The sequence below is a fragment of the Herbaspirillum sp. SJZ106 genome (assembly GCF_006715495.1).
In the GTDB taxonomy this organism is placed as follows: Bacteria; Pseudomonadota; Gammaproteobacteria; order Burkholderiales; family Burkholderiaceae_D; genus Herbaspirillum.
Genome location: NZ_VFNI01000002.1, coordinates 693,698 through 713,839 on the forward strand (window position 1 = coordinate 693,698; position 20,142 = coordinate 713,839).

The window sequence follows — 20,142 nt, forward strand, 5'->3', positions numbered from 1 at the left end:
AGTTACGTAACTTTTTTGAATTTCGACATCTCGCGGGCGTCGCCGCGGACACATGCATTTGCGCATGCGGTTCGCGCCGGACGGCATCGGGCGAGGTTCGGGATGGAACGCGGCGACCCGTTGGCATGCAGCGGAAGATCGACTGACGCCTTCCGCTTCTGGCTGCCGCGCCTGCGTGCGGCACGGCGCGTGAAGTGCGGTACTGCCGCGATATTGAGCAAGCGCCGTTTCACATGGGCTTCCAGCGATTGCCCATGGCGAGGCTGCCAAAGGAGGCGGGTCCAAACCTATGCCTGGTTCATACAATTTCCTGTTGTTGGCGTTTGCGCTGCTGGTTGCCTGCTTGTCGGCATATGCGGCGCTGGAGGTGTCGGAGCGCATTTCCACCCAGGAGGCGCAGTACCGCAGGCTATGGCTGACATTGGGGGCCGGCGTGTTCGGCCTTGGCCTCTGGTCGGCGCTGTTCTTGTGCGTGGCGGCGCTGCGGTTGCCGATGGCGGTCGGCTTCGAGGTGCGGCTGGGAATCTTGTCGCTGCTGCTGGCGCTGGGCAGCGCGTTTTACCTGATGCACTTGTCCGGATTGCGGCGGCCGCATGCGGCGCGCCTGCTGGTCGGCGGCGTGGCCATTGGCGCGGCGCTCAACGCTGTGTTCCATATGGCGCTCAAGGCGATGATGCTGGTGCCGGAGCTGAAGTACCAGAAATCCCTGCTGTTGCTGGCGGTGTTGGCCACCGAATTGACGGCGGTGTTCGCCGTCGCGTTGTTTTCAGCAACCAATACGCGCAAGGCCGGCGCCAATTCGGTGGGCTCGCTCAATTCGCAGCAGACCCGGCGCGTATTGGCTTCGGTACTGGTGGGCGCGGGACTGGTGGCGAGCGCCTGCGCCGGCCTGCGCGCCGTGGCCATCATGCCCGATGCGCAAAGCCATGCGCTGCGCAGCGTCACACGCGAGCATCTGGTCAATGGCATCGTGTTCGGCGCTTTCTTCGCGATGGCGCTGGCGCTGGTCGTCAGCGGCGCGCAGCGCAACCGGGTGCTCAAGAGGATCGTCGGCCGCACCAACGACAAGCTGCTGCATTTCGCCACGCACGACGTGCTGACCGGCCTGCCCAACCGGGCGCTGCTGGCCGACCGCATCCAGCACGCGATCCAGGTCGCGCGCCGCAACGGCAAGCCGTTTGCGGTGCTGTTCATGGACCTGGACGGGTTCAAGGGCATCAACGATTCGCTGGGCCATGCGGTGGGCGACGGCTTGCTGGTCTCGGTGTCGCAGCGTATTCGCGGCTGCATCCGCGGCGAGGATATGGTGGCGCGCATCGGCGGCGACGAGTTCGTGGTCGTCATGAGCAATCTCTCGTCGCCCGAAGTGGTGGAGCAGTTGAGCGAAAACATCCTGGCGGCGCTGCGCCAGGATTTCCAGATCGAGGAGGCCACTTTGCGCGTGACTTCCAGCATCGGCATCGCCGTCTATCCGAACAGCGGCGATTCGGTCGACATATTGATGCGCAATGCCGACGCCGCGATGTACGAGGCCAAGCAGAGCGGCCGCAACACTTACCGCTTTTTCGAACCGGCCATGCACGCCAGCGCGATGCGCCACCTGACGGTGCGCCAGGCGCTGCAGCAAGCCATCGAGCAAGAGCAGTTCTCGCTGCATTTCCAACCCAAGTACCGCGGCGGCAGCCACCAGCTGACCGGCGTCGAAGCCTTGCTGCGCTGGATCCATCCCGAACTGGGCGAGATGTCGCCGTCCGAATTCATCCCCATTGCCGAACGCTCGGGCCAGATCATTCCGATCGGCGACTGGGTGCTGCGCGCGGTGTGCCGCCAGATCAAGCAATGGGATATGGCCGGCGTCAAACCGGTCAAGGTGGCGCTGAACCTGTCGCCGTTGCAGATGCGTACCGACCTGGTCGACAGCATCACCGGCATCGTGGGCGAGGCGGGCATCGCGCCGCAGCGGCTGATGTTCGAGATTACCGAAACGGCGGCGATGAAGGATGTCGAGCGCACCGCCCGCGTTATCAACGATTTGCAGGCGCTGGGTTTCGATATCGCGATCGACGATTTCGGTACCGGCTATTCCAGCCTGGCCTATCTGGCCCAATTCCATTGCCGCCAGATCAAGATCGACCGTTTCTTCACCGCGCGCCTGGATGCCGGCGACCATTCGGGAAGGGCCATCGTGTCGGCCATCATCGCGCTGGCGCATGCGCTGCAGATGGAAGTGGTGGCCGAAGGCGTGGAGACGGAAACCCAGTTGCGCGAACTGCAGGCGCTGCATTGCGATCAGGTGCAGGGCTTCCTGCTGGGGCGGCCGGCCGAAGCCGCCAAGACCCAGGGGTTGCTGGAGGCCAGCAACGATGACTTGTTCGGCGCCATGTTCCGTAACGGCCCGGGCTCGGCCGTTTGAGGCCATTCGAGGCCGCTTGCGGGTTTCGGGTATCGGGCCTCAGGCCTTGAGCGCGCCGCCGGCACGGCGCTGGATGGTGCGCAGATAGGCCAGCAGGCCGGCGCCCACCAACCCCAGGCTGACGCTGTTGGCCAGCCAGAAGCCGGGCGCGCCCTGCAGGCTGGCCGGCGTCAGGCCCAGCGTATCGAAACCGAGCAGGTAACCGCCGCCCAATCCCACGCCCCACAAAGTCACCGCATAGATCACGGTCGGGACCACCGCCACCTTGTAGGCGCGCAGCACGAAGGCCGTGGTGACCTGCAGCGAGTCGAACAGCTGGTAGAAGGCGATGAACAGGAACAGCGGCAACGCCGCACCGATAATGGTGGGGTCGGGAGTATAGGCGCGGATGATGTGCGCGCGCGCGAACCAGACCACGATGCCGATGAGCACCGACAGCGCGATCGACAGGCGGATGCCGGCATAGCCGATCTTTTTTGCCGCCTTCCATTGGTTGGCGCCGATGGCTTGCGCCACCAGCGTGCTGGTGGCGCTGGCAATGGACAGCGGCAGCATGTACAGCACCGTGCCGACATTGGCGGTGATCTGGTGGCCGGCTACCGGCACCGCGCCCAGGCGGGCGATGAACACCGCCATCAGCGTGAATGCGGTGACTTCGATGAAATAGGACAAGCCGATCGGGATGCCCAGGCGCAGCAGCGTGCGCAGGATCTTCCACGAGGGCGCCACGAAGCCGCTGCCGAACAGTTTGAGCGGGCGGTAAGCCGGTAGTTTCGCCACCAGCAGCCAGGCCACGGCCATCATCAGCCAGGCGATGAGCGTGGTGGCGATCGCGCAGCCGGGACCGCCAAAGGCCGGCAGGCCCAGGCCGCCGAAGATCAGCAGCGCATTGAGCGGCAACTTCAGCAGCAGGCCGCAGAGCTGGATCGCCATCACCATCTTGGGCCGGGACATGGCGGTATTGAGCGCGGCATACACGCGGAACGCCAGCGTGGCAGGTAGGGCCAGCGCTTCGATGCGCAGGTAGAGCGTGGCTTTTTCGACCAGATCCGGCGAGGCCTTGGCGAAGGACAGGAAAAACGGCGAGAAGGCCAGCACCAGGCCGCCGACGATGCTCAGCAACAGCGCCAGCCACAGCCCCTGCTTGACTTCATTGCCGATGTCGCCGTGGCGGCCGGCGCCGAACAACTGGCCGATGGTCGGTTGCAAGGCTTGCAGCACGCCGGACAAGCCGACGAACACGCTCACGTAGATCGACACCCCCAGCGCCAGCGCGGCCAGGTCGAGCGCCGAAAAGCGCGCCACCATGACGGTATCGATCACGCCGTTGGCGATCAGCGCCAGCTGGCCGACCAGCAGCGGCCATGCCAGGCGCGCGATGCGCCCGACGTGGATGCGGGAAGAAACGGCGGGCGTGTCGGAATTCAATCTGCAGCAGCGGAAAAAGGCGCGGCCGGCGTCACTGGCCGGCGCGCCGGTAGAGGCGGAAGCGTTCGTCGCGGTCGGACGGGCGGCGGCCCTCCCACACCATGTGCCAGGAACCCGGATACTGGCGCAGCATCGGCGAGGCATCCTGGTTGCTGATGTCGTCCTGCAGCAGCAGGTAGTCGCAGCGCTGGTCGCGGTCGTCGGCAAAGCGGACGTTGCCGAAATAGGCGAAGGACGCGCGCTGGGCGGGGCCCACATTGCTTTGCACGCATTGCTTGACCGAGGTCAGCCTGGATTCGATCTGCTGGGCCACGCCGGCGTAGCTCTTGCCGTAGTTGGCCCAGGGCAGCCACAGCGTCATCAGCAGCACCCAGCACAGGATCACGCCGCCGGAGGACAAGACCACCGCGCGCCACAGCACCGAAGGGCGGCGCGAGATGCGCCAGTGCACCACCATGATCCAGGCGACCGACGCGGCAATGGCGATGGCCAGCGAAATCCATTCGAAACCGGGCTTGAAGCCGGGCGCCAGCTTGTAGGCATTGCGCGCGATCTGCGCCGGCCAGCCGGTTTCCTTGGCGATCCAGCCGATCCAGATGAACGCGGCCGAGGTGGTCAGCGTCATCACCGAGAACCAGTCCACCGCATTGATGGCGCCGCGCTTCATGGTCGGCAGGCCGAACGCGGCCAGGATCGCCAGCGCCGGCAGCAGCGGCAGCAGCATGCCTTCTTCGCTGTGGACGTTGACCAGCACCAGCAGCGTGAGGGGAATGAAGAAGGCCAGCGGCAGGGCGATATGCAGCGAACCCAGCTGGCGGCGCCAGGCGTACACGGCCCAACCGGCAAAAGGCCAGGCCGGCCAGGCGAACCACACGCCGTATTTGAGGAAGAAGGCCAGCGCGCCCCATGTCGGGCCGTTGAGTTGGTAGATGTTCCAGCTCATCCAGATATCGAACTGGCTGGCGGCTTCCGCCGGCAGCAGGGTGCGGATGGTGTATACCCACAGCGCGCAGATCAGCGCGGCCACCGGCAGCGACACGCCCAGCAGCAGCCGGGAGGCCGGCGCATCCTTGCGCGCTGCGGCCAATACCAGCAAGCCGGCCAGCGCGCCGACCGGCAACAGCCAGCCGTAGGTCAGGACCAGCATGCCCAGCGCTGCGCCCAGCCAGAGCGCATGGCGCCGCTGGTGCAAATCGAATACGCGGGCGGCGCCATACATGGCGTAGGCGACCAGCGCGATCTGCAGGGTCTTGGGACTGGTTTGGTGGCTGTGCAGCAGCAGGCCGAGGAAGCCGAGATAGATCAGGAAGGCGCCGTCGGCCAGCGTGCGGCCGAAGTCCTTGGGTTCGGGCTGGCCGCCGAAAGCCAGTTTCAGCGGCTGCGCCTCGGGACGGCGGCCCAGCAGATAGGTGGTGTACCAGATCGACAGCGAGCCGACCAGGAAGCAGCCGATGGTGGACACGCGCGAGGCCAGCGGATCGCCCAGCAGCCAGCCGAACAGCTTGATGCAGAGGGCGCCGAACCAGTAGGCCAGCGGGCTTTCGGCCGGCAAGGCGAGGCCGGCGACGTTGGGCGTGAGCCAGTCGGCCAGCGTGCCGTGCGCCATGGTCCACATGATGCCGAAGCTGGTGGCGTCTTCGTTTTTCCACGGGTCGCGGCCGATCAGGCCGGGCAGGATGTACAAAAGGGCGAGTGCGAGCAGCACCATGCGCGGAAGCGCGTTGGTGGCTGCTGCTGGAAGACGGACTGGCTTCATCAAGATGTTATTGCTCTTGGTCTTGTCGTGCTGATCGGTTCGAACCCGGCGCCGGTGCGGCGCGGGCAACATTGCGGCCGGTACGGTGCGCTTCATGCGCGCCTGGGCCATTAATTTGCACTGGCATCCCGGACGGTTAACAGCGCTGGCCGGGACAATTTTACGCAGCCGTTATTGTGCAGCAATTCCCCGTAAATAGTTGTTTCTGACTGCTACACGGCGGCTCGCCGGCAAGGCATTTGGGTTTGCTGTTGCGGTGCGCAGACAACGGCGCGCCGGGAGTCCGTTCCCTCTCTCATGCCGGGCCGGGGCGAAACATGATGCGAGATCCCGCGTGCGCAAACAAAAAAGGCAGCCGGAGCTGCCTTTTTCGGATAAAGCGCGGATTACTCCGACTTCGAGACTGCAGTCTTCGAGCCAACCGAACCGAACTTCTGGCGGAACTTCTCGACGCGGCCAGCGGTGTCGACGATCTTGTGCTTGCCGGTGTAGAACGGGTGCGATTCCGACGAAACTTCGATCTTCACCAGCGGGTATTCCTTGCCTTCGAATTCGGCGGTTTCGCGGGTGCCGATGGTCGAACGGGTGATGAACTTGAAGTCGTTCGACACGTCGTGGAACAGGACTTCGCGGTAATCCGGGTGGATGCCTTCTTTCATTTTCTGCCTCAGGGTAGTTTGGTAGCCAATCGCCACTTCGTCGGTCGCACTGCTTCTTGACCCGATTGCCGATCACTTGCCGGTTTGGAAAAATCCGAAATTATACAATCAAATCAGGGGCTTGGGTCAAGCCGCGGCTGGGATGGGGCGCCGCCGCGGCGGCTTTTTCTCGCATTTTCCGGGGATTTGTTGCATTTCATGCAGTTTTTGACTGTCCACGGGCGAAAAAAACGGCATGCGCCTGGCATGCCGTCCTTTGCTGTGGCGCCGTGCAGGGGATCAGTTGCCCCGGCGCATCATGTCGAAGAACTCGGCGTTGTTCTTGGTGGACTTCATCTTGTCCAGGATGAATTCCATCGCCTCGATCTCGTCCATGTCGTACATCAGCTTGCGCAACACCCAGATCTTCTGCAGCTGGTCCGGCTTGATCAGCAGTTCCTCGCGGCGGGTGCCGGACTTGGACAGGTTGATGGCCGGGTAGACGCGCTTTTCGGCCAGGCGGCGTTCCAGGTGCACTTCCATGTTGCCGGTGCCCTTGAATTCTTCATAGATCACGTCATCCATGCGGGAACCTGTTTCGATCAGCGCGGTGGCGATGATGGTCAGCGAGCCGCCTTCCTCGACGTTGCGGGCGGCGCCGAAGAAGCGCTTCGGGCGTTGCAGGGCGTTGGCGTCGACACCGCCGGTGAGCACCTTGCCGGAGGCCGGGATCACGGTGTTGTAGGCGCGCGCCAGGCGGGTGATGGAGTCCAGCAGGATCACCACGTCCTTCTTCATTTCGACCAGGCGCTTGGCCTTTTCCAGCACCATTTCGGCGACCTGCACGTGGCGCGTGGCCGGCTCATCGAAGGTCGATGCCACCACTTCGCCGCGCACCGAGCGCTGCATTTCGGTCACTTCTTCCGGACGTTCGTCGATCAGCAGGACGATCATCACGGTATCGGGATGGTTGGTGGTGATGGCGTGCGCGATGTGCTGCAGCATCACCGATTTGCCGGACTTGGGCGAGGCCACCAGCAGGCCGCGCTGGCCGCGGCCGACCGGGGCGATCAGGTCGATGATGCGGCCGGTGATGTTTTCCTCGCCGCGCATGTCGCGCTCGAGCTGCAGCAGCTTGTTGGGGTGCAGCGGCGTGAGGTTTTCAAACAGGATGCGGTGCTTGGAGGCTTCCGGCGGTTCGCCGTTGACCTTGTCGACCTTGACCAGCGCGAAATAGCGCTCGCCATCCTTGGGGGTGCGCACTTCGCCTTCGATGGAGTCGCCGGTGTGCAGGTTGAAGCGGCGGATCTGCGAGGGCGAAATGTAAATGTCGTCGGTGGACGCCATGTAGCTGGCGTCGGGCGAGCGCAGGAAGCCGAAGCCGTCAGGCAACACTTCAAGGGCGCCATCGCCGAAAATCTGTTCTCCTGATTTCGCGCGTTTCTTCAGGATCGCGAACATCAGTTCCTGTTTGCGCAGGCGCGCAGCGTTCTCGATGTCCAGGCTGATTGCCATTTCCAGCAACGCAGAGACGTGCATCGCTTTTAATTCTGATAAGTGCATATGATGTCCCGGGACGGGAAAAATAAAGGTGGGGGAGGGAGTTGCGTGGTGTGAGTCAACGAATGAGCCTGGCGCGGGAACCTGCAGCGGGAACCTGCATCAGGCGAACGGCGGCGCGGGCGCGCCGCCGTCTGGAACATGGTCAGATATTGCTGTCGATGAACGAAGTCAGCTGGCCCTTGGCCAGCGCGCCGACCTTCTGGGCAGCGGCCGCGCCGTTCTTGAACAGGATCAGCGTCGGAATGCCGCGGATGCCGAACTTGGCGGGAATGGCCTGGTTGGAATCGACATCCAGCTTGGCGATCTGCAGCTTGCCGTCATATTCCTTGGCGACTTCTTCCAGGATCGGGGCGATCGCCTTGCAGGGGCCGCACCATTCGGCCCAGAAATCGACCAGGACGGGTTTGTCGGACTTCAGCACATCGGCTTCGAAAGAGGCGTCGGAGATATGTTTGATGTTTTCGCTCATGGCATGTCCTCGGTATGAGGGAGTATATAAGTAGTCAAATAGCGCCGTGGATAAATACCATTTTGCCTGGCGTCAGCCATCAACGCTTCCGGAATTGCAGAGTCTACGTGGAGTCGTTGCGCGCCAATTCAAGTTGTTTTTGAAGCGCGGCAGGGGTATTCGGCGGGGTACGGAAACAATCATAACCGATTTTTTGCAAAAGTGTGGGCGGCGCCATCGGCGTTGTTGTCAGCCGCCATCAGCGGGGCTGGCCGGCCCGGCTCCCCGCCCGCAGCGCATTTGCGGGCGGATTGGCCGAAAAAGGCCTGAAACGCCTGCGCCGCTGGCATACAATGCGCAGCAGATTGAGAGCGTGTCTACGCCCTGTGATTGATAAAAACTGTCGGGCCGAGAGAAAAATACAATCGCCAGCCCCCTTTGCCGACCACGCATGCCTTTAGCAACGATACCGATCCCGCCTTCCGCCGATTTCTGGCAACAGGCCGTGCGCCTGTTGCTCATGGATGGCCAGCCGCTGGGCGACGCCTTGCGGTCGCAAGCCGGGGACGCGCTCGACTTTTCCTCCTGCCAATTGCTGGTGCCGGCGTTCTCGCATGCGCAGAATTTCAAAAACGCGCTGGCGCGCGAACTGGGGCGGCCTTATCTGGCGCCGCGCATCAATACCCTGTCCGGCTGGTTGGCGATGCTGCCGCCCGACGCGCAGGCGGCGCCCCCGGAAAGCGAACGCCTCATGCAGCTCTATGCGCAACTGCGCGAGCACGGCTGGCTGAAGAAAATGTTTTCCGCGCGGCGCAACGCCGATCTGCTGCCGCTGGCGCATACGCTGCTGTCGCTCTCGGACGAATTGACGCAGGCGCTCTTGCCCGAGATTCGCGCCCATGCCGGCGCCACCGATGCCGCGGACAACCGTTGGCGGCAGGCGCTGGCGCAGTTGCTGGAACCGCTGGCGCCCTCGGCGCACGGCATGCTGTCCGACGAGGCGCAACTGGTGTGGCAGGTCTGGAAGGGACAACTCGATGCCAGCGACCGCATTGCCCAGCGCTTTTCGGCGATGCTGGCGCTGGCCGGACGCGCCAGCATGCCGCTGGTCTGGATCGGCCCGACCGCGCCTGAACCCCTGGACGCCGCCTTCCTGAATGCCTATGCCGAACGCCAGACGGTGCGCGTGGTGACGCTGGACTGGCATCGGCACGCCATCGCGCAGCGTCACCCCTTATATATGCAAGCCTGGCCCGAACTGGCGGACGACGCGGAGGGCGGATATCCGCCGGCCGATGCCGGCGACCCGTCGCGTCCTGTGACGCTGCCCGTGTTGCCCGCCTTGTGCCCGGCCGGCGACCTGGAAGACGCCGCAGTGCAAAGCGCGCAGATCGTGCTGCGCTGGCTGGCGCAAGGCAAGCAGGAGATCGCCGTGGTCGCGCAAGACCGCGTGACCGCGCGCCGCCTGCGCGCCTTGCTGGAACGCGCGCAAGTAGCCGTGGCCGACGAGACCGGCTGGAAGCTGTCCACCACCCGCGCCGCCGCCGCGCTGGCGGCCTGGAACGAGGTGGTGGCCGCGCGCGGCGAAACCGGCGCCTTGCTGGACTTGCTGAAATCCCCCTTCGTCTTTCCCGATGACGCGGCCAAGGCCGACCGCGTCATGCGCATCGAAGCCCGCCTGCGGCGCTACAACATCGCCGGCGAATGGCAGGCGGTGCAGGGCGCCCTGGCCGATGTCGCCGATGGCGCGGATCTGGAATGCGTGGCGACGCTGGCGCGCCAGGCGGCGCAATTCGCCGGCCGCAAGACATTGGCCGCGTGGTGCCATACCGAGCGCGCGATGATCGATGCGCTCGGCATGGCTGCCGCGCTGCGCCAGGATGTGGCCGGCGAGCAATGCCTGCTGCTGCTCGACGAGATCGCCGCCGAGCAATACGGCCTGGACGGCTCGGCGCTGCAGGACGAGTTCTCTTTCGCCGAATGGCGCGCCCTGCTCAATCTGCGGCTGGATGCGACTTCCTATATGCCGCCCATCGCCGACCGCCGCGTCGTGATGCTGCCGTTGAACGGCGCGCGCCTGCGCCGCTTCGATGCCGTACTGGTGATCGGCGCCGATGCCGCCCACCTGCCGTCGCCGCCGCAGGAGACGCTGTTCTTTTCCAATGCGGTGCGGCGCGAGCTGGGGCTGGCCACGCGCGCTTCCCGCCAGCGCCAGCAATTGCGCGACCTGGTCGAGCTGCTGTGCGTGAACGACGAAGTGGTGCTGTGCTGGCAGACGCAGCAGGATGGCGAGCCGAACCCGGTCAGTCCCTGGCTGCAGCGGCTGGCATTGAAGCTGGCGCAGGAAGGCCTGCCCGCGCTGGAAGAGATCCGGTTGCCGCCGCCGCCAAAGACCTTGCCGGCGCAAATGTCGGCCATGCCCGCGCCGGCCGCGCCGGAATTGCTACCGCCCAAATTGTCGGCCAGCGCCTATGGCAGCTTCCTGGCCTGCCCCTACCAGTTCTTCGCTTCGCGCATGCTGCGCGTGGCGGTGATGGATGAACTGTCCGACATGCCCGAGAAACGCGACTACGGCAGCTGGCTGCACGAGATCCTGACGCGCTACCACGAGACCGTGCGCGACGAACAGACCCCGGCGCCGGCGCGCGCGCCCTTGCTGGAAACCATCTCGGCCGAGGTCTTCAACCGCGCGCTGAACCAGCATCCGGCCGCGCTGGCGTATTACGCGCGCTGGCAGAAGGTGATGCCGGCCTACCTGTTGTGGGCCGGCGAGCGCGAAGCGCAGGGCTGGCATTTCGTCATGGGCGAGGAAGCCCTGTCGCACACGCTGGCCTGGGAGGACGGCGCCATCGAACTCTACGGACGGCTCGACCGCGTCGACGAGAACGGGCAGGGCGAACGCGCGCTGCTGGACTACAAGACGCGGCCGCTGGCCAGCCTGCGGCAAAAGGTCAGGGATGAAGACGACCACCAGTTGGCCTTCTACGGCCTGCTGGCCGACAGCCGCATCGACGCCGCCCATTACGTTGCGCTGGAGCTGGGCGCGGACAAGAAGATCGGCGATGCCGCCGCCCCGGATTTCCCGCAAAGGCAGCAGATGCTCAAGCAACAAATTGGCGTCACCATGCAAGCGGTGGCGCATGGCGCCGCGTTGCCGGCCAACGGCATCGATTCCGTCTGCCAGTACTGCGACATGCGCGGCCTGTGCCGCAAGGGAGCGTGGCTGTGAGCAGGGACGGAAAACCGGCCGCCTATGAAGTCGACGGCGTCGCGGTCGACGCCGCCACATTCACGCGCGCGGCGTGCGATCCTCGGCATTCGGTGGTGGTCGAGGCCTGCGCCGGCAGCGGCAAGACCTGGCTGCTGGTGGCGCGCATGCTGCGCCTGTTGCTGGCCGGCGCCCAGGCGTCCGAACTGCTGGCCATCACCTTCACGCGCAAGGCCGCGCAGGAAATGCGCGAACGCCTGATGGAGCTGTTGCACCAACTGGCGCTGGCCGATGACGATGAGGCCGCCGGCCTGCTGCGCGAACGCGGCGTGGCCGAGGCCGATCTTGCGCGCTTGTTGCCGGTGGCGCGCGGCCTTTACGAACGGATCCTGTCGAGCGAGCAAAGCCTGTCCATCGACACCTTCCATAGCTGGTTCGCGCGCCTGCTGCAGATCGCGCCGCTGGCGGCCGGGGTGCCGCATGGCTACACGTTGACCGAGAAGAACGGCGAGCTGCTGGACGAGGCTTATCGCCGCTTCATGCAAAGCCTGCGCTCGCCCAAGGGCGCAGCGGTCAAGGCCGCCTTGCTGGAACTGTACGAACTGGCCGGCGACTTCAACGCCCGCAATCTGCTCGACGCCTTCCTCGACAAGCGCGCCGAATGGTGGGCCTCGACCCAGCAGGACGATGGGGAAGGCGAGGGCGAACCGACGCCGCTGGCCTGGCTGGAACAACTATGCGGCAGCGACGCCCGCCTCGATGCGCGCCTGAGCTTGTGGGACGACAGCGGCCTGCGCGAACGCATCGGCCAACTGGCGCTCCTGCTCGGGCAGGGATCGGCCGCCAACAAGGCGCGTGCGACGGCGATCGAAACGGCGCTGACCGAAGGCGCATCGCTGGACAATTTCGACGCCTTGTTCAGCCAGTTCTACGACGACAAGGACAAGCCCCGCAAGAACGGCAAGGTGAAAGCCTTCCTCGCGGCGCTGGCCAGGCATTACAACGCCGATGAAGAGGCCGCGCTGGAAGCCTTCGAACAGGATTTCAACGTCGCCGGCGAGGCGCTGGCGGCGCTGCAGCAACGCAGCAAGGAAAAGACCGTGCTGCAATTGAACCGGGCATTGTTCGGCGCCGGGCGCGCCTATCTCGATTTCTACCAGGAAGTGAAATCCGAGCAGCGCGTATTCGACTTCGCCGACCTCGAATGGCAGGCCTACCGGCTGCTCAACGACGAGGCCAGCGCCGCCTACCTGCAGACGCGTCTGGATGCGCGCTACAAGCACATCCTGCTCGACGAGTTCCAGGACACCAACCCGCTGCAATGGAGCATCGTGCGCTCCTGGCTGCGCGCCTATGGCGGCGATGTCGAGCAACCCAGCGTGTTCGTGGTGGGCGACCCCAAACAATCGATCTACCGCTTCCGCCGCGCCGAGCCGCGCGTGTTCGTGGCCGCGCGCGAGCTGCTGCGCGAGCAGGGCGCGGCCATCCTGCGCGCCAACCAGACGCGGCGCAACGCCAGCGCGGTGGTGGCGTTGCTGAACCAGTCTTTCATGCGCGGCGGCAATCCGCTGTTCGCGCAGCAGACCACCTTGGGCATCGATGGCGGCGAAGTATGGCGTTTGCCGCTGGCGAAACCGGTTGAAGCGGAAGCAGAACAAGCGGAGCAAGAGGGCGCCATCGCCTGGCGCAACCCGCTGACCACGCCGCGCGAAGAGGAAGAGGACGCGCGTCGCCGCCTGGAAGGCGAAGCGCTGGCGCAGGCGCTGCTCAAGGCTTACCGCGAAGTGCCGGTGGTCGAAGGCAAGTCGGAGCGGGCCATGCGCTGGGGCGACATCATGCTGCTGGTGCGCAAGCGCACCCACCTCGCCGCATATGAAAGCGCGCTGCGCGCGGCCGGCATCCCGTTCATCTCCGACCGGCGCGGCGGGCTGCTGGAGTCGCTGGAGATAGCCGACCTGATCGCCTTGCTGACGTTCCTGATTACGCCCAACGACACGCGCGCGCTGGCGCATGTGTTGAAAAGCCCGATTGTCGGCGCGACCGACCGCGACCTGATCCAGATCGCGATTCGTGGAAAATCGGGCGGCGACGCCGACAGCGGCCACTGGTGGCAGCGCATGCAAGCCATGCAGCGCGACGGCAGCGCCTCGGCCGAGATCGTGCGCGCGGTCAACCTGCTGGAGCGCTGGCTGCAAGCCGCGCCCCATCTGCCGGTGCATGACCTGCTGGACCGGATCCTGCACCAGGGCCAACTGGTGGCGCGCTATGCGCAGAACGCCTCGCCGCTCACACGCAGCCAGACCTTGGGCAACATCGCGGCCTTCGTCGAGTTGTCGCTGAACATGGATGCCGGGCGTTATCCCAGCCTGCCCAAATTCATCGACGCCTTGCGCGCGCTGCAACGCAGTGCTGGCGGCGATGCGCCCGATGAGGCCAGCGTCGATGCCGCCGCCGATGCGGTGCGCATTCTCACCGTGCACAGCGCCAAGGGTCTGGAAGCGCCGGTGGTGGCGCTGCTGGACGCCAACCACAGCGACTCGGTGGATGACAACGTCGGCATCCTGTGCGACTGGCCGCAAGACCGGGACGCGCCCACCCATTTTTCCGCCTTCGGCCGCCGCAGCGAGCGCGGCCGCGCGCGCGCGCACCTGTTCGCCGCCGAGGAATCGTTCCGCCTGCAGGAAGACTGGAACCTGCTGTATGTCGCCGTCACGCGCGCCAAGCAATTGCTGCTGGTGTCCGGCGTGGCCGGCACCCGCGGCGCGAGCGAAGGCGGCTTGCAGGAAGGCAGTTGGTACCAGCGCCTGTTTGCCGCCGAGGCGCCGGTGCGCGATATCGCCATTGAGGCGGTGGCCGGCGCTGCGGCGGCCGATGTGGCGCCGGATGTCGAGATCGCCTTGTTCGATCCGCATCCGATGCCGCCCTCGCTGTTCGGCATGCCGGCCGATGACGATGGGGATGCGCCGCCGGCTGTCGCCGAAGACGGTACATTGGCAAGCAGTGCCGCCATCGACGAAGGCGTGGCGCTGCATGCCTTGCTGGAGCGCCTGACGTATGCGGCGCACTGGCCGCCGCAGGTGCCGCCGGCGCCCGTGCTGGCGCGCTGGCTGGGCATTTCGGCGGAGATGGCGCAGGTAGTGCATGCGCAGGCGCGGCATGTGTTCGCGCAGCCGGAGCTGGAGCGTTTCTTCAATCCGGCGCTGCACTGCGCGGCGCGCAACGAGATGGAAATCGTCACGCCAGGAGGCGTGCTGCGCTGCGACCGCGTGGTCATGTTCGACGACGAAGTCTGGGTGCTGGATTACAAACGGCGCCTGCTGGACAGCGAACGCGCCGATTATGCGGCGCAGCTGGCGCGCTATCGCAGCGCGCTGATGTCGGTGTTTTCTGACAAACGAATCAGGTCAGCACTGATTACCGCCGACGGACGGTTTTGGGAACAATGAGGCTCCCCTAAATGATTGTCTCTGGAGTCAATGTGCTGCGGATAAATTCCGGACGACGAAAATCAAACGAAGAAAATCAATTATTCCGTTGTAATATAAAAAAGACCATCGCGACGAGCGGCACCATCGGTCGGCCCAGATAATCGGCATCGCCATCATCGGGCAAGCATCCATCGACATGTCGGACAGCTTGCCGGCGCTCGCGCGATCTGCATGATGCATGCGTGCATCGGCGGTTTCAATAATCCGAATCATTTTCAGGAGGAGATATGGAGTGGGCTCTTCCGTCTTTCACCCTCGCACAGACGCTGCAATGGAATGCCTTGCTGGTATTCGGCGGCCTGCTGCTGTTTGGGCTGATCGCGGGCTACGTAGTGTCGAAGTCGCCTTGGGTGCCGCGCATCACCGGTTATCTGCTGGTCGGCTTCGTGCTCGGCGCCGGCGGCCTCAACCTGCTCTCGGGCGAGGTGCTCAAGGTCACCAATGTGTTCGCCGATATCGCCGTGGCGCTGGTGGTCTACCAGCTCGGGCGGTATGTCGACATCGGCTGGCTGCGCCGCGAGAAGTGGCTGCTGATCACCGTCGGGACCTCCGCGGTGCTGTGCTTCGTCTTCGTCAGCGTCGCGCTGACCTGGTTCGGCTCCGATCCGGTGATGGCGCTGTTGGGCGGGGTGATGGCGATTGCTACCGCGCCGGCTGTGGTGCTGGTGGTGCTGCGCGACCTCAAGGCCGAAGGCCAGGTCACGCGCCGCCTGGCGGCGATGACCGCGTTGAACAATTTCGTGGCGGTGCTGGCCGCTTACGCTCTGTTGCCGGTGATTGCGCATGAGGCCGGCACGCCAGTCTCTACGCTGATCCAGCACACGCTGTATTCGCTGTTCGGTTCGGCGCTGCTGGCCTATCTGACTTACTGGCTGATGATGCCGCTGGCGCGCCTGCTGGGGCGCGAAGGCAGTTCGCAGTTCGTGCTGGTGATCTCGGTGATCGCGCTGGCCATTGGCGTGGCGCATGCGCTGCACCTGCCGGTGATGCTGACCATGCTGATCTTCGCCATCCTGTCGAAAAACCTGGATCGCCAGTTCGACCTGATGGAACTTGAGTTCGGCGTTGCCAACGAACTGTTCGTGGTGATGCTGTTCGTCACCGTGGGCGCATCGATGCGCCTGTCGGACCTGACCGTGGTCGGTTTTTCCGTGTTGATCCTGATTGCCGCGCGTTTCCTGGCGATGGGGTGCGGCATCTTCCTGTTCGCGCGTTTTGCGCGCATGAACTGGCGCCAGGCCGGACTGCTGACTTTAGGGACCTTGCCCATGACGGAAGTCGGGGTGGGGCTGATGCAAACCGTGTCGTCACTGTACCCGCACACGACCGCCAATGCGCTGCCGCTGCTGGCGGGTTCATTGATCGCGCTGGAGTTCCTGGGGCCGGTCGCGACGCAGTTTGCGCTGATCAAATCTGGTGAAAGTGGACGCGAATGAATACCGAGACACTGACCCGAAACGAGCCCGGCCTGGATGCCGGCGCCCAAGCAGGACATGCCGGGCGCCCGCAAGGCAGCGCCGGCATTTTGCCGTTCAGTTCGTCGACGCCATTCACGATGGGCATCGAGCTGGAGCTGCAACTGGTCAACCGCCGCAACTACAACCTGGCCAGCGATGCGGTCGACTTGCTGAACTGGATCGCCCCACGCGAACTGCAAAAGCAGATCAAGCTGGAAATGACGCAAGGGATGATCGAGCTCAATTCGGACATCCACACCCGCGTCGATGAGCTGATCGAGGAGCTGAAAGGCTTGCGCGCCGCGCTCAACAATGGCGCGCGCTATCTCAACATCGACGTCTCCGGCGGTGGCGCGCACCCGTTCCAGCATTGGAACGAGCAGCGCATCACGCCCAGCGAGCGCTTCCATCACCTGCACGAGAAGTACGGCTACCTGGCCAAGACCTTCACCGTGTTCGGCCAGCATATCCACATCGGTGTGCCTGACGGCGATGACGCGCTTTACCTGACGCATGCTTTCTCGCGCTTTGTGCCGCACTTCATCGCGCTGTCGGCCGCCTCGCCGTTCTACCAGGGCGCCGATACACGGTTCGATTCCTCGCGCAGCAACGTGGTGCGCGCCTTCCCGCTGTCGGGGACGGCGCCGGTGCATACCAAGTGGGCCGAGTTCGAAACCTATTACGACGAGCTCATGCAGATGGGCATCATCGCCAGCATGAAGGATTTCTACTGGGACATCCGTCCCAAGCCCGAATACGGCACCGTCGAAATCCGGGTCTGCGATACGCCATTGACCATCGAGCACGCCGCCCACCTGGGCGCGTATGCGCAACTGTTGGCGCGCTGGGTGCTGACCGAGCGGCCGTTCACGATCACCGACGACTTCTACCTGCTGTACCAGTACAACCGTTTCGAAGCCAGCCGCTTCGGCCTGAACGGCATGCTGGCGCTGCATAGCGCCACGCCGTCGGCGTCGCGCAAGCTACCCATCTTCGAACACCTGCTGCAGCAATTGCAGTTGCTCGAACCCTATGTGCAGAACGAGGCCGAGCATCAGACGCTGCAGCGCCTGCGCCGCATGGCGCATGACCGCCTGTCCGACGCCGGCTGGCTGCGCCAGATGTTCACACAGCGCGGTTCGCTCAACGACATGATGCGCTTGTCGTCCGAACTGTGGATGGGCGAGTCGCCGCCGCCTTACTTCCAGTAAACCGGTCTGCGGCAACTGCGGGGGCGGGTATCGAAAGATGCCGGCCCCTTGTCTTTGTATGTCCGGATCGCGGACAATCACGGTTTTGAACCAAGCTCGGGCAGCATCCGAGATGTGTGCCGGAGATGAGATGAGTTCCCAACAGTTTGATGTCGCCGTGATCGGCGCCGGCGCCGCCGGCATGATGTGCGCGGCCGTCGCGGGGCAGCGCGGGCGCAGCGTGGTGCTGATCGACCATGCGAGCCGCCTGGCGGAGAAGATCCGCATCTCCGGCGGCGGCCGCTGCAACTTCACCAATGCCGGCGCCGGTCCGCAGCACTATCTTTCGCAGAACCCGCATTTCTGCCGCAGCGCCTTGTCGCGTTATACGCCGCAGGACTTCATCGGGCTGGTCAAGCGCCATCGCATCGGCTTCCACGAGAAGCACAAGGGGCAACTGTTCTGCGACGATTCGTCCGATGACATCATCGCCATGCTCAAGGCCGAATGCGATGCCGGCCACGTTGCCTGGCGCATGCCATGCAGCGTGGCGCAGGTGGGCAAGAGCGGCGAGCTGTTCCGCATCGACACCAGCGCCGGCGAAATCCTCGCCTCCAGCGTGGTGATCGCCACCGGCGGCTTGTCCATTCCCAAGATCGGCGCTACCGATTTCGCCTACCGCATCGCCAGGCAGTTCGGCCTCAAGGTGGTGGAGACGCGTCCCGGCCTGGTGCCGCTGACGTTCGATGGCCGCGGCTGGGAGCCCTTTGTCGAGCTGGCCGGCATCGCCTTGCAGGTGGAGGTGGAGACCGGCGTCAAGAAAGAGCGCGGCTACTTCCTGGAGGATCTGCTGTTTACGCATCGGGGATTGTCGGGCCCGGCGATCCTGCAGATTTCCAGTTTCTGGCAACTCAGCACGCCGCTGACGCTGAACCTGCTGCCCGGGGTTGACGTGGCCGAGGCGCTGATTGCGGGCAAGGGGACGCTCAAGAAGAGCCTCGGCAATCTCCTGGCGCAGTGGTTGCCCGGCAGGCTGGCCGAGGGATGGCTCAAGGTCAATGGCTTCGACAGCGGCGCCCGGATCGCGGATATGCCGGACAAGGCGTTGCGCCGGCTTGGCGATTCGCTCAACCGCTGGGTGATCCTGCCCAGCGGTTCGGAAGGCTATCGCAAGGCGGAGGTGACGCTGGGCGGCGTCGATACCCGCGAACTGTCGCAGCAGAGCATGATGGCGACCAAGGTGCCCGGGCTGCATTTCATCGGCGAGGCCGTCGATGTCACCGGCTGGCTGGGCGGCTACAACTTCCAGTGGGCCTGGGCCTCGGGCGTGGCGGCGGGGTCGGCGGTCTGATTCGCTATTCTTGTCGCATAACAAGCCGGGTACAGTTCATGCGCGGCCTTAGCTTGCCGGGAATAAGTGGTTGATTTTTATCCGATTTTTACGTTCCGGGTGGAAAAAATGCTACGTCCGGCCTTCCAATCGGGGTTGCAGTCTGCTAGAATCGCTTTCTTTGCTAATCCAACCTAACCTTTTTGGTTTGAATTTACATGACCACTATTCGTGTTAAAGAAAACGAGCCGTTCGAAGTCGCAATGCGCCGCTTCAAGCGCACCATTGAAAAGACCGGTCTGCTGACCGAGCTGCGCGCGCGCGAGTTTTACGAAAAGCCGACTGCAGAGCGCAAGCGCAAGCTGGCCGCTGCCGTGAAGCGCCACTACAAGCGCATCCGCAGCCAGCAACTGCCGAAGAAGCTGTACTAAGAATTTCTCGCCGCGTGCTCGCGCGGCTGATGTGCAAACCCGCTCCGGTGTTGGTCCGCAGCGGGTTTTCGCATTTTTCGCCAGATTGAGTTCGCGGCTCCCGGGGCGGCGGGTTTATTTGGCAGTGGGTTTATTTTTATCCCCGCAGCCGCATATAGAACCCGGGCGCGATGTTTTATTCTGGCGATAAGCCCATCTATGTTCTACGATCTTAAGGATCGGCAACACGGGCATGCCAGTTGCGTCGTTGCCTGCGCCGGCGGCCAGTCCGCCGCCACGGCAAGAACAACCAATCATCTACCTCATCTTCGGAGCACCTAATGGGTTTGAAAGAGCAGATCACGGAAGACATGAAGGCCGCCATGCGCGCCAAGGATACGGGCAAGCTCGGCACCATCCGCTTGTTGACGGCCGCGATGAAGCAAAAGGAAGTGGATGAGCGCGTCGAACTGACCGATGCGCATGTGCTGGCCATCATCGAGAAGATGATCAAGCAGCGCAAGGATTCGATCTCCCAATTCGAAGCCGGCGACCGCCAGGACCTGGCCGATATCGAAAAGGCCGAACTGGCCGTGTTGGCCGCCTACATGCCGGCCGGCTTGTCCGAAGACGAAATCAAGGCCGAAGTGCAGGCCGCGGTGGCCGCCACGGGCGCCGCCGGCGCCCAGGACATGGGCAAGGTGATGGGCGTGCTCAAGCCCAAGCTGGCCGGCCGCGCCGACATGACCGCGGTGTCCGCGCTGGTCAAGGCCGCGCTGTCGTCCTGATCGCCGTTTCCGATTTCCCGCACGC

General features: G+C 64.3%; 13 protein-coding genes. 8 read left to right on the forward strand and 5 right to left on the reverse strand.

The features are described from left to right. The first annotated feature begins 289 nt into the window (after positions 1–289). Complete coding sequence (locus FB598_RS08380; protein WP_141913606.1) at positions 290–2,413, forward strand: bifunctional diguanylate cyclase/phosphodiesterase; 2,124 nt, start codon at positions 290–292, stop codon at positions 2,411–2,413. A 39-nt stretch (positions 2,414–2,452) separates the two neighbouring features. Here FB598_RS08380 and FB598_RS08385 read toward each other — a convergent pair whose 3' ends face one another. The 5 genes from FB598_RS08385 to trxA form a co-directional block, all read right to left on the reverse strand. Next, positions 2,453–3,841: an MATE family efflux transporter gene (locus FB598_RS08385; RefSeq protein ID WP_141913605.1), complete on the reverse strand. Its 1,389-nt coding sequence runs from the start codon at positions 3,839–3,841 to the stop codon at positions 2,453–2,455. 31 nt (positions 3,842–3,872) lie between these two features. Then, positions 3,873–5,597, reverse strand: a complete 1,725-nt coding sequence (locus FB598_RS08390; protein WP_141914191.1) for a glycosyltransferase family 39 protein — start codon at positions 5,595–5,597, stop codon at positions 3,873–3,875. Positions 5,598–5,983: 386 nt separating this feature from the next. Further along, positions 5,984–6,256, reverse strand: a complete 273-nt coding sequence (locus FB598_RS08395; protein WP_141913604.1) for a type B 50S ribosomal protein L31 — start codon at positions 6,254–6,256, stop codon at positions 5,984–5,986. A 279-nt stretch (positions 6,257–6,535) separates the two neighbouring features. Further along, complete coding sequence (gene rho / locus FB598_RS08400) at positions 6,536–7,798, reverse strand: transcription termination factor Rho (protein WP_008325783.1); 1,263 nt, start codon at positions 7,796–7,798, stop codon at positions 6,536–6,538. A 142-nt stretch (positions 7,799–7,940) separates the two neighbouring features. Then, positions 7,941–8,267 carry a thioredoxin TrxA gene (gene trxA, locus FB598_RS08405; protein ID WP_050469112.1) on the reverse strand — a complete coding sequence of 109 codons (327 nt, stop codon included), beginning with the start codon at positions 8,265–8,267 and terminating at the stop codon, positions 7,941–7,943. Positions 8,268–8,697: 430 nt separating this feature from the next. On the opposite strand from trxA, the gene FB598_RS08410 reads away from it, so the two are divergent. The 7 genes from FB598_RS08410 to FB598_RS08440 all read left to right on the forward strand — a co-directional run bounded on the left by FB598_RS08410 (position 8,698) and on the right by FB598_RS08440 (position 20,117). Further along, on the forward strand, positions 8,698–11,475 hold the full coding sequence (locus FB598_RS08410) for a PD-(D/E)XK nuclease family protein (RefSeq protein ID WP_141913603.1): 2,778 nt from the start codon (positions 8,698–8,700) through the stop codon (positions 11,473–11,475). Continuing rightward, a complete protein-coding gene (locus FB598_RS08415; RefSeq protein WP_370454991.1) occupies positions 11,472–14,900 on the forward strand; it encodes an exodeoxyribonuclease V subunit beta in 3,429 nt (1,142 codons plus the stop codon). The genes FB598_RS08410 and FB598_RS08415 overlap by 4 nt, the downstream gene beginning before the upstream one ends. A gap of 269 nt (positions 14,901–15,169) precedes the next feature. Further along, positions 15,170–16,378, forward strand: coding sequence for a cation:proton antiporter (locus tag FB598_RS08420; protein WP_141913600.1), 1,209 nt, complete (start codon positions 15,170–15,172; stop codon positions 16,376–16,378). After that, positions 16,375–17,610: a YbdK family carboxylate-amine ligase gene (locus FB598_RS08425; RefSeq protein WP_141913598.1), complete on the forward strand. Its 1,236-nt coding sequence runs from the start codon at positions 16,375–16,377 to the stop codon at positions 17,608–17,610. The genes FB598_RS08420 and FB598_RS08425 overlap by 4 nt, the downstream gene beginning before the upstream one ends. A gap of 130 nt (positions 17,611–17,740) precedes the next feature. Next, positions 17,741–18,940, forward strand: coding sequence for an NAD(P)/FAD-dependent oxidoreductase (locus FB598_RS08430; protein ID WP_141913597.1), 1,200 nt, complete (start codon positions 17,741–17,743; stop codon positions 18,938–18,940). 197 nt (positions 18,941–19,137) lie between these two features. Beyond that, on the forward strand, positions 19,138–19,350 hold the full coding sequence (gene rpsU, locus FB598_RS08435) for a 30S ribosomal protein S21 (protein ID WP_006462949.1): 213 nt from the start codon (positions 19,138–19,140) through the stop codon (positions 19,348–19,350). 320 nt (positions 19,351–19,670) lie between these two features. Beyond that, positions 19,671–20,117 (forward strand): GatB/YqeY domain-containing protein, encoded by a 447-nt coding sequence (locus FB598_RS08440; protein ID WP_141913596.1) that lies wholly within the window; start codon positions 19,671–19,673, stop codon positions 20,115–20,117. The last annotated feature ends 25 nt before the right edge of the window (positions 20,118–20,142 follow it).

What these genes read in the sequence shown, in the direction of transcription:
- FB598_RS08380 (WP_141913606.1), top strand. Translation starts at nt 290, where the DNA reads ATGCCTGGTTCATACAATTTCCTGTTGTTGGCGTTTGCGCTGCTGGTT.
- FB598_RS08390 (WP_141914191.1), bottom strand. Translation starts at nt 5,597, where the DNA reads ATGAAGCCAGTCCGTCTTCCAGCAGCAGCCACCAACGCGCTTCCGCGC.
- FB598_RS08395 (WP_141913604.1), bottom strand. Translation starts at nt 6,256, where the DNA reads ATGAAAGAAGGCATCCACCCGGATTACCGCGAAGTCCTGTTCCACGAC.
- rho (WP_008325783.1), bottom strand. Translation starts at nt 7,798, where the DNA reads ATGCACTTATCAGAATTAAAAGCGATGCACGTCTCTGCGTTGCTGGAA.
- trxA (WP_050469112.1), bottom strand. Translation starts at nt 8,267, where the DNA reads ATGAGCGAAAACATCAAACATATCTCCGACGCCTCTTTCGAAGCCGAT.
- FB598_RS08410 (WP_141913603.1), top strand. Translation starts at nt 8,698, where the DNA reads ATGCCTTTAGCAACGATACCGATCCCGCCTTCCGCCGATTTCTGGCAA.
- FB598_RS08420 (WP_141913600.1), top strand. Translation starts at nt 15,170, where the DNA reads ATGGAGTGGGCTCTTCCGTCTTTCACCCTCGCACAGACGCTGCAATGG.
- FB598_RS08425 (WP_141913598.1), top strand. Translation starts at nt 16,375, where the DNA reads ATGAATACCGAGACACTGACCCGAAACGAGCCCGGCCTGGATGCCGGC.
- FB598_RS08430 (WP_141913597.1), top strand. Translation starts at nt 17,741, where the DNA reads ATGAGTTCCCAACAGTTTGATGTCGCCGTGATCGGCGCCGGCGCCGCC.
- rpsU (WP_006462949.1), top strand. Translation starts at nt 19,138, where the DNA reads ATGACCACTATTCGTGTTAAAGAAAACGAGCCGTTCGAAGTCGCAATG.
- FB598_RS08440 (WP_141913596.1), top strand. Translation starts at nt 19,671, where the DNA reads ATGGGTTTGAAAGAGCAGATCACGGAAGACATGAAGGCCGCCATGCGC.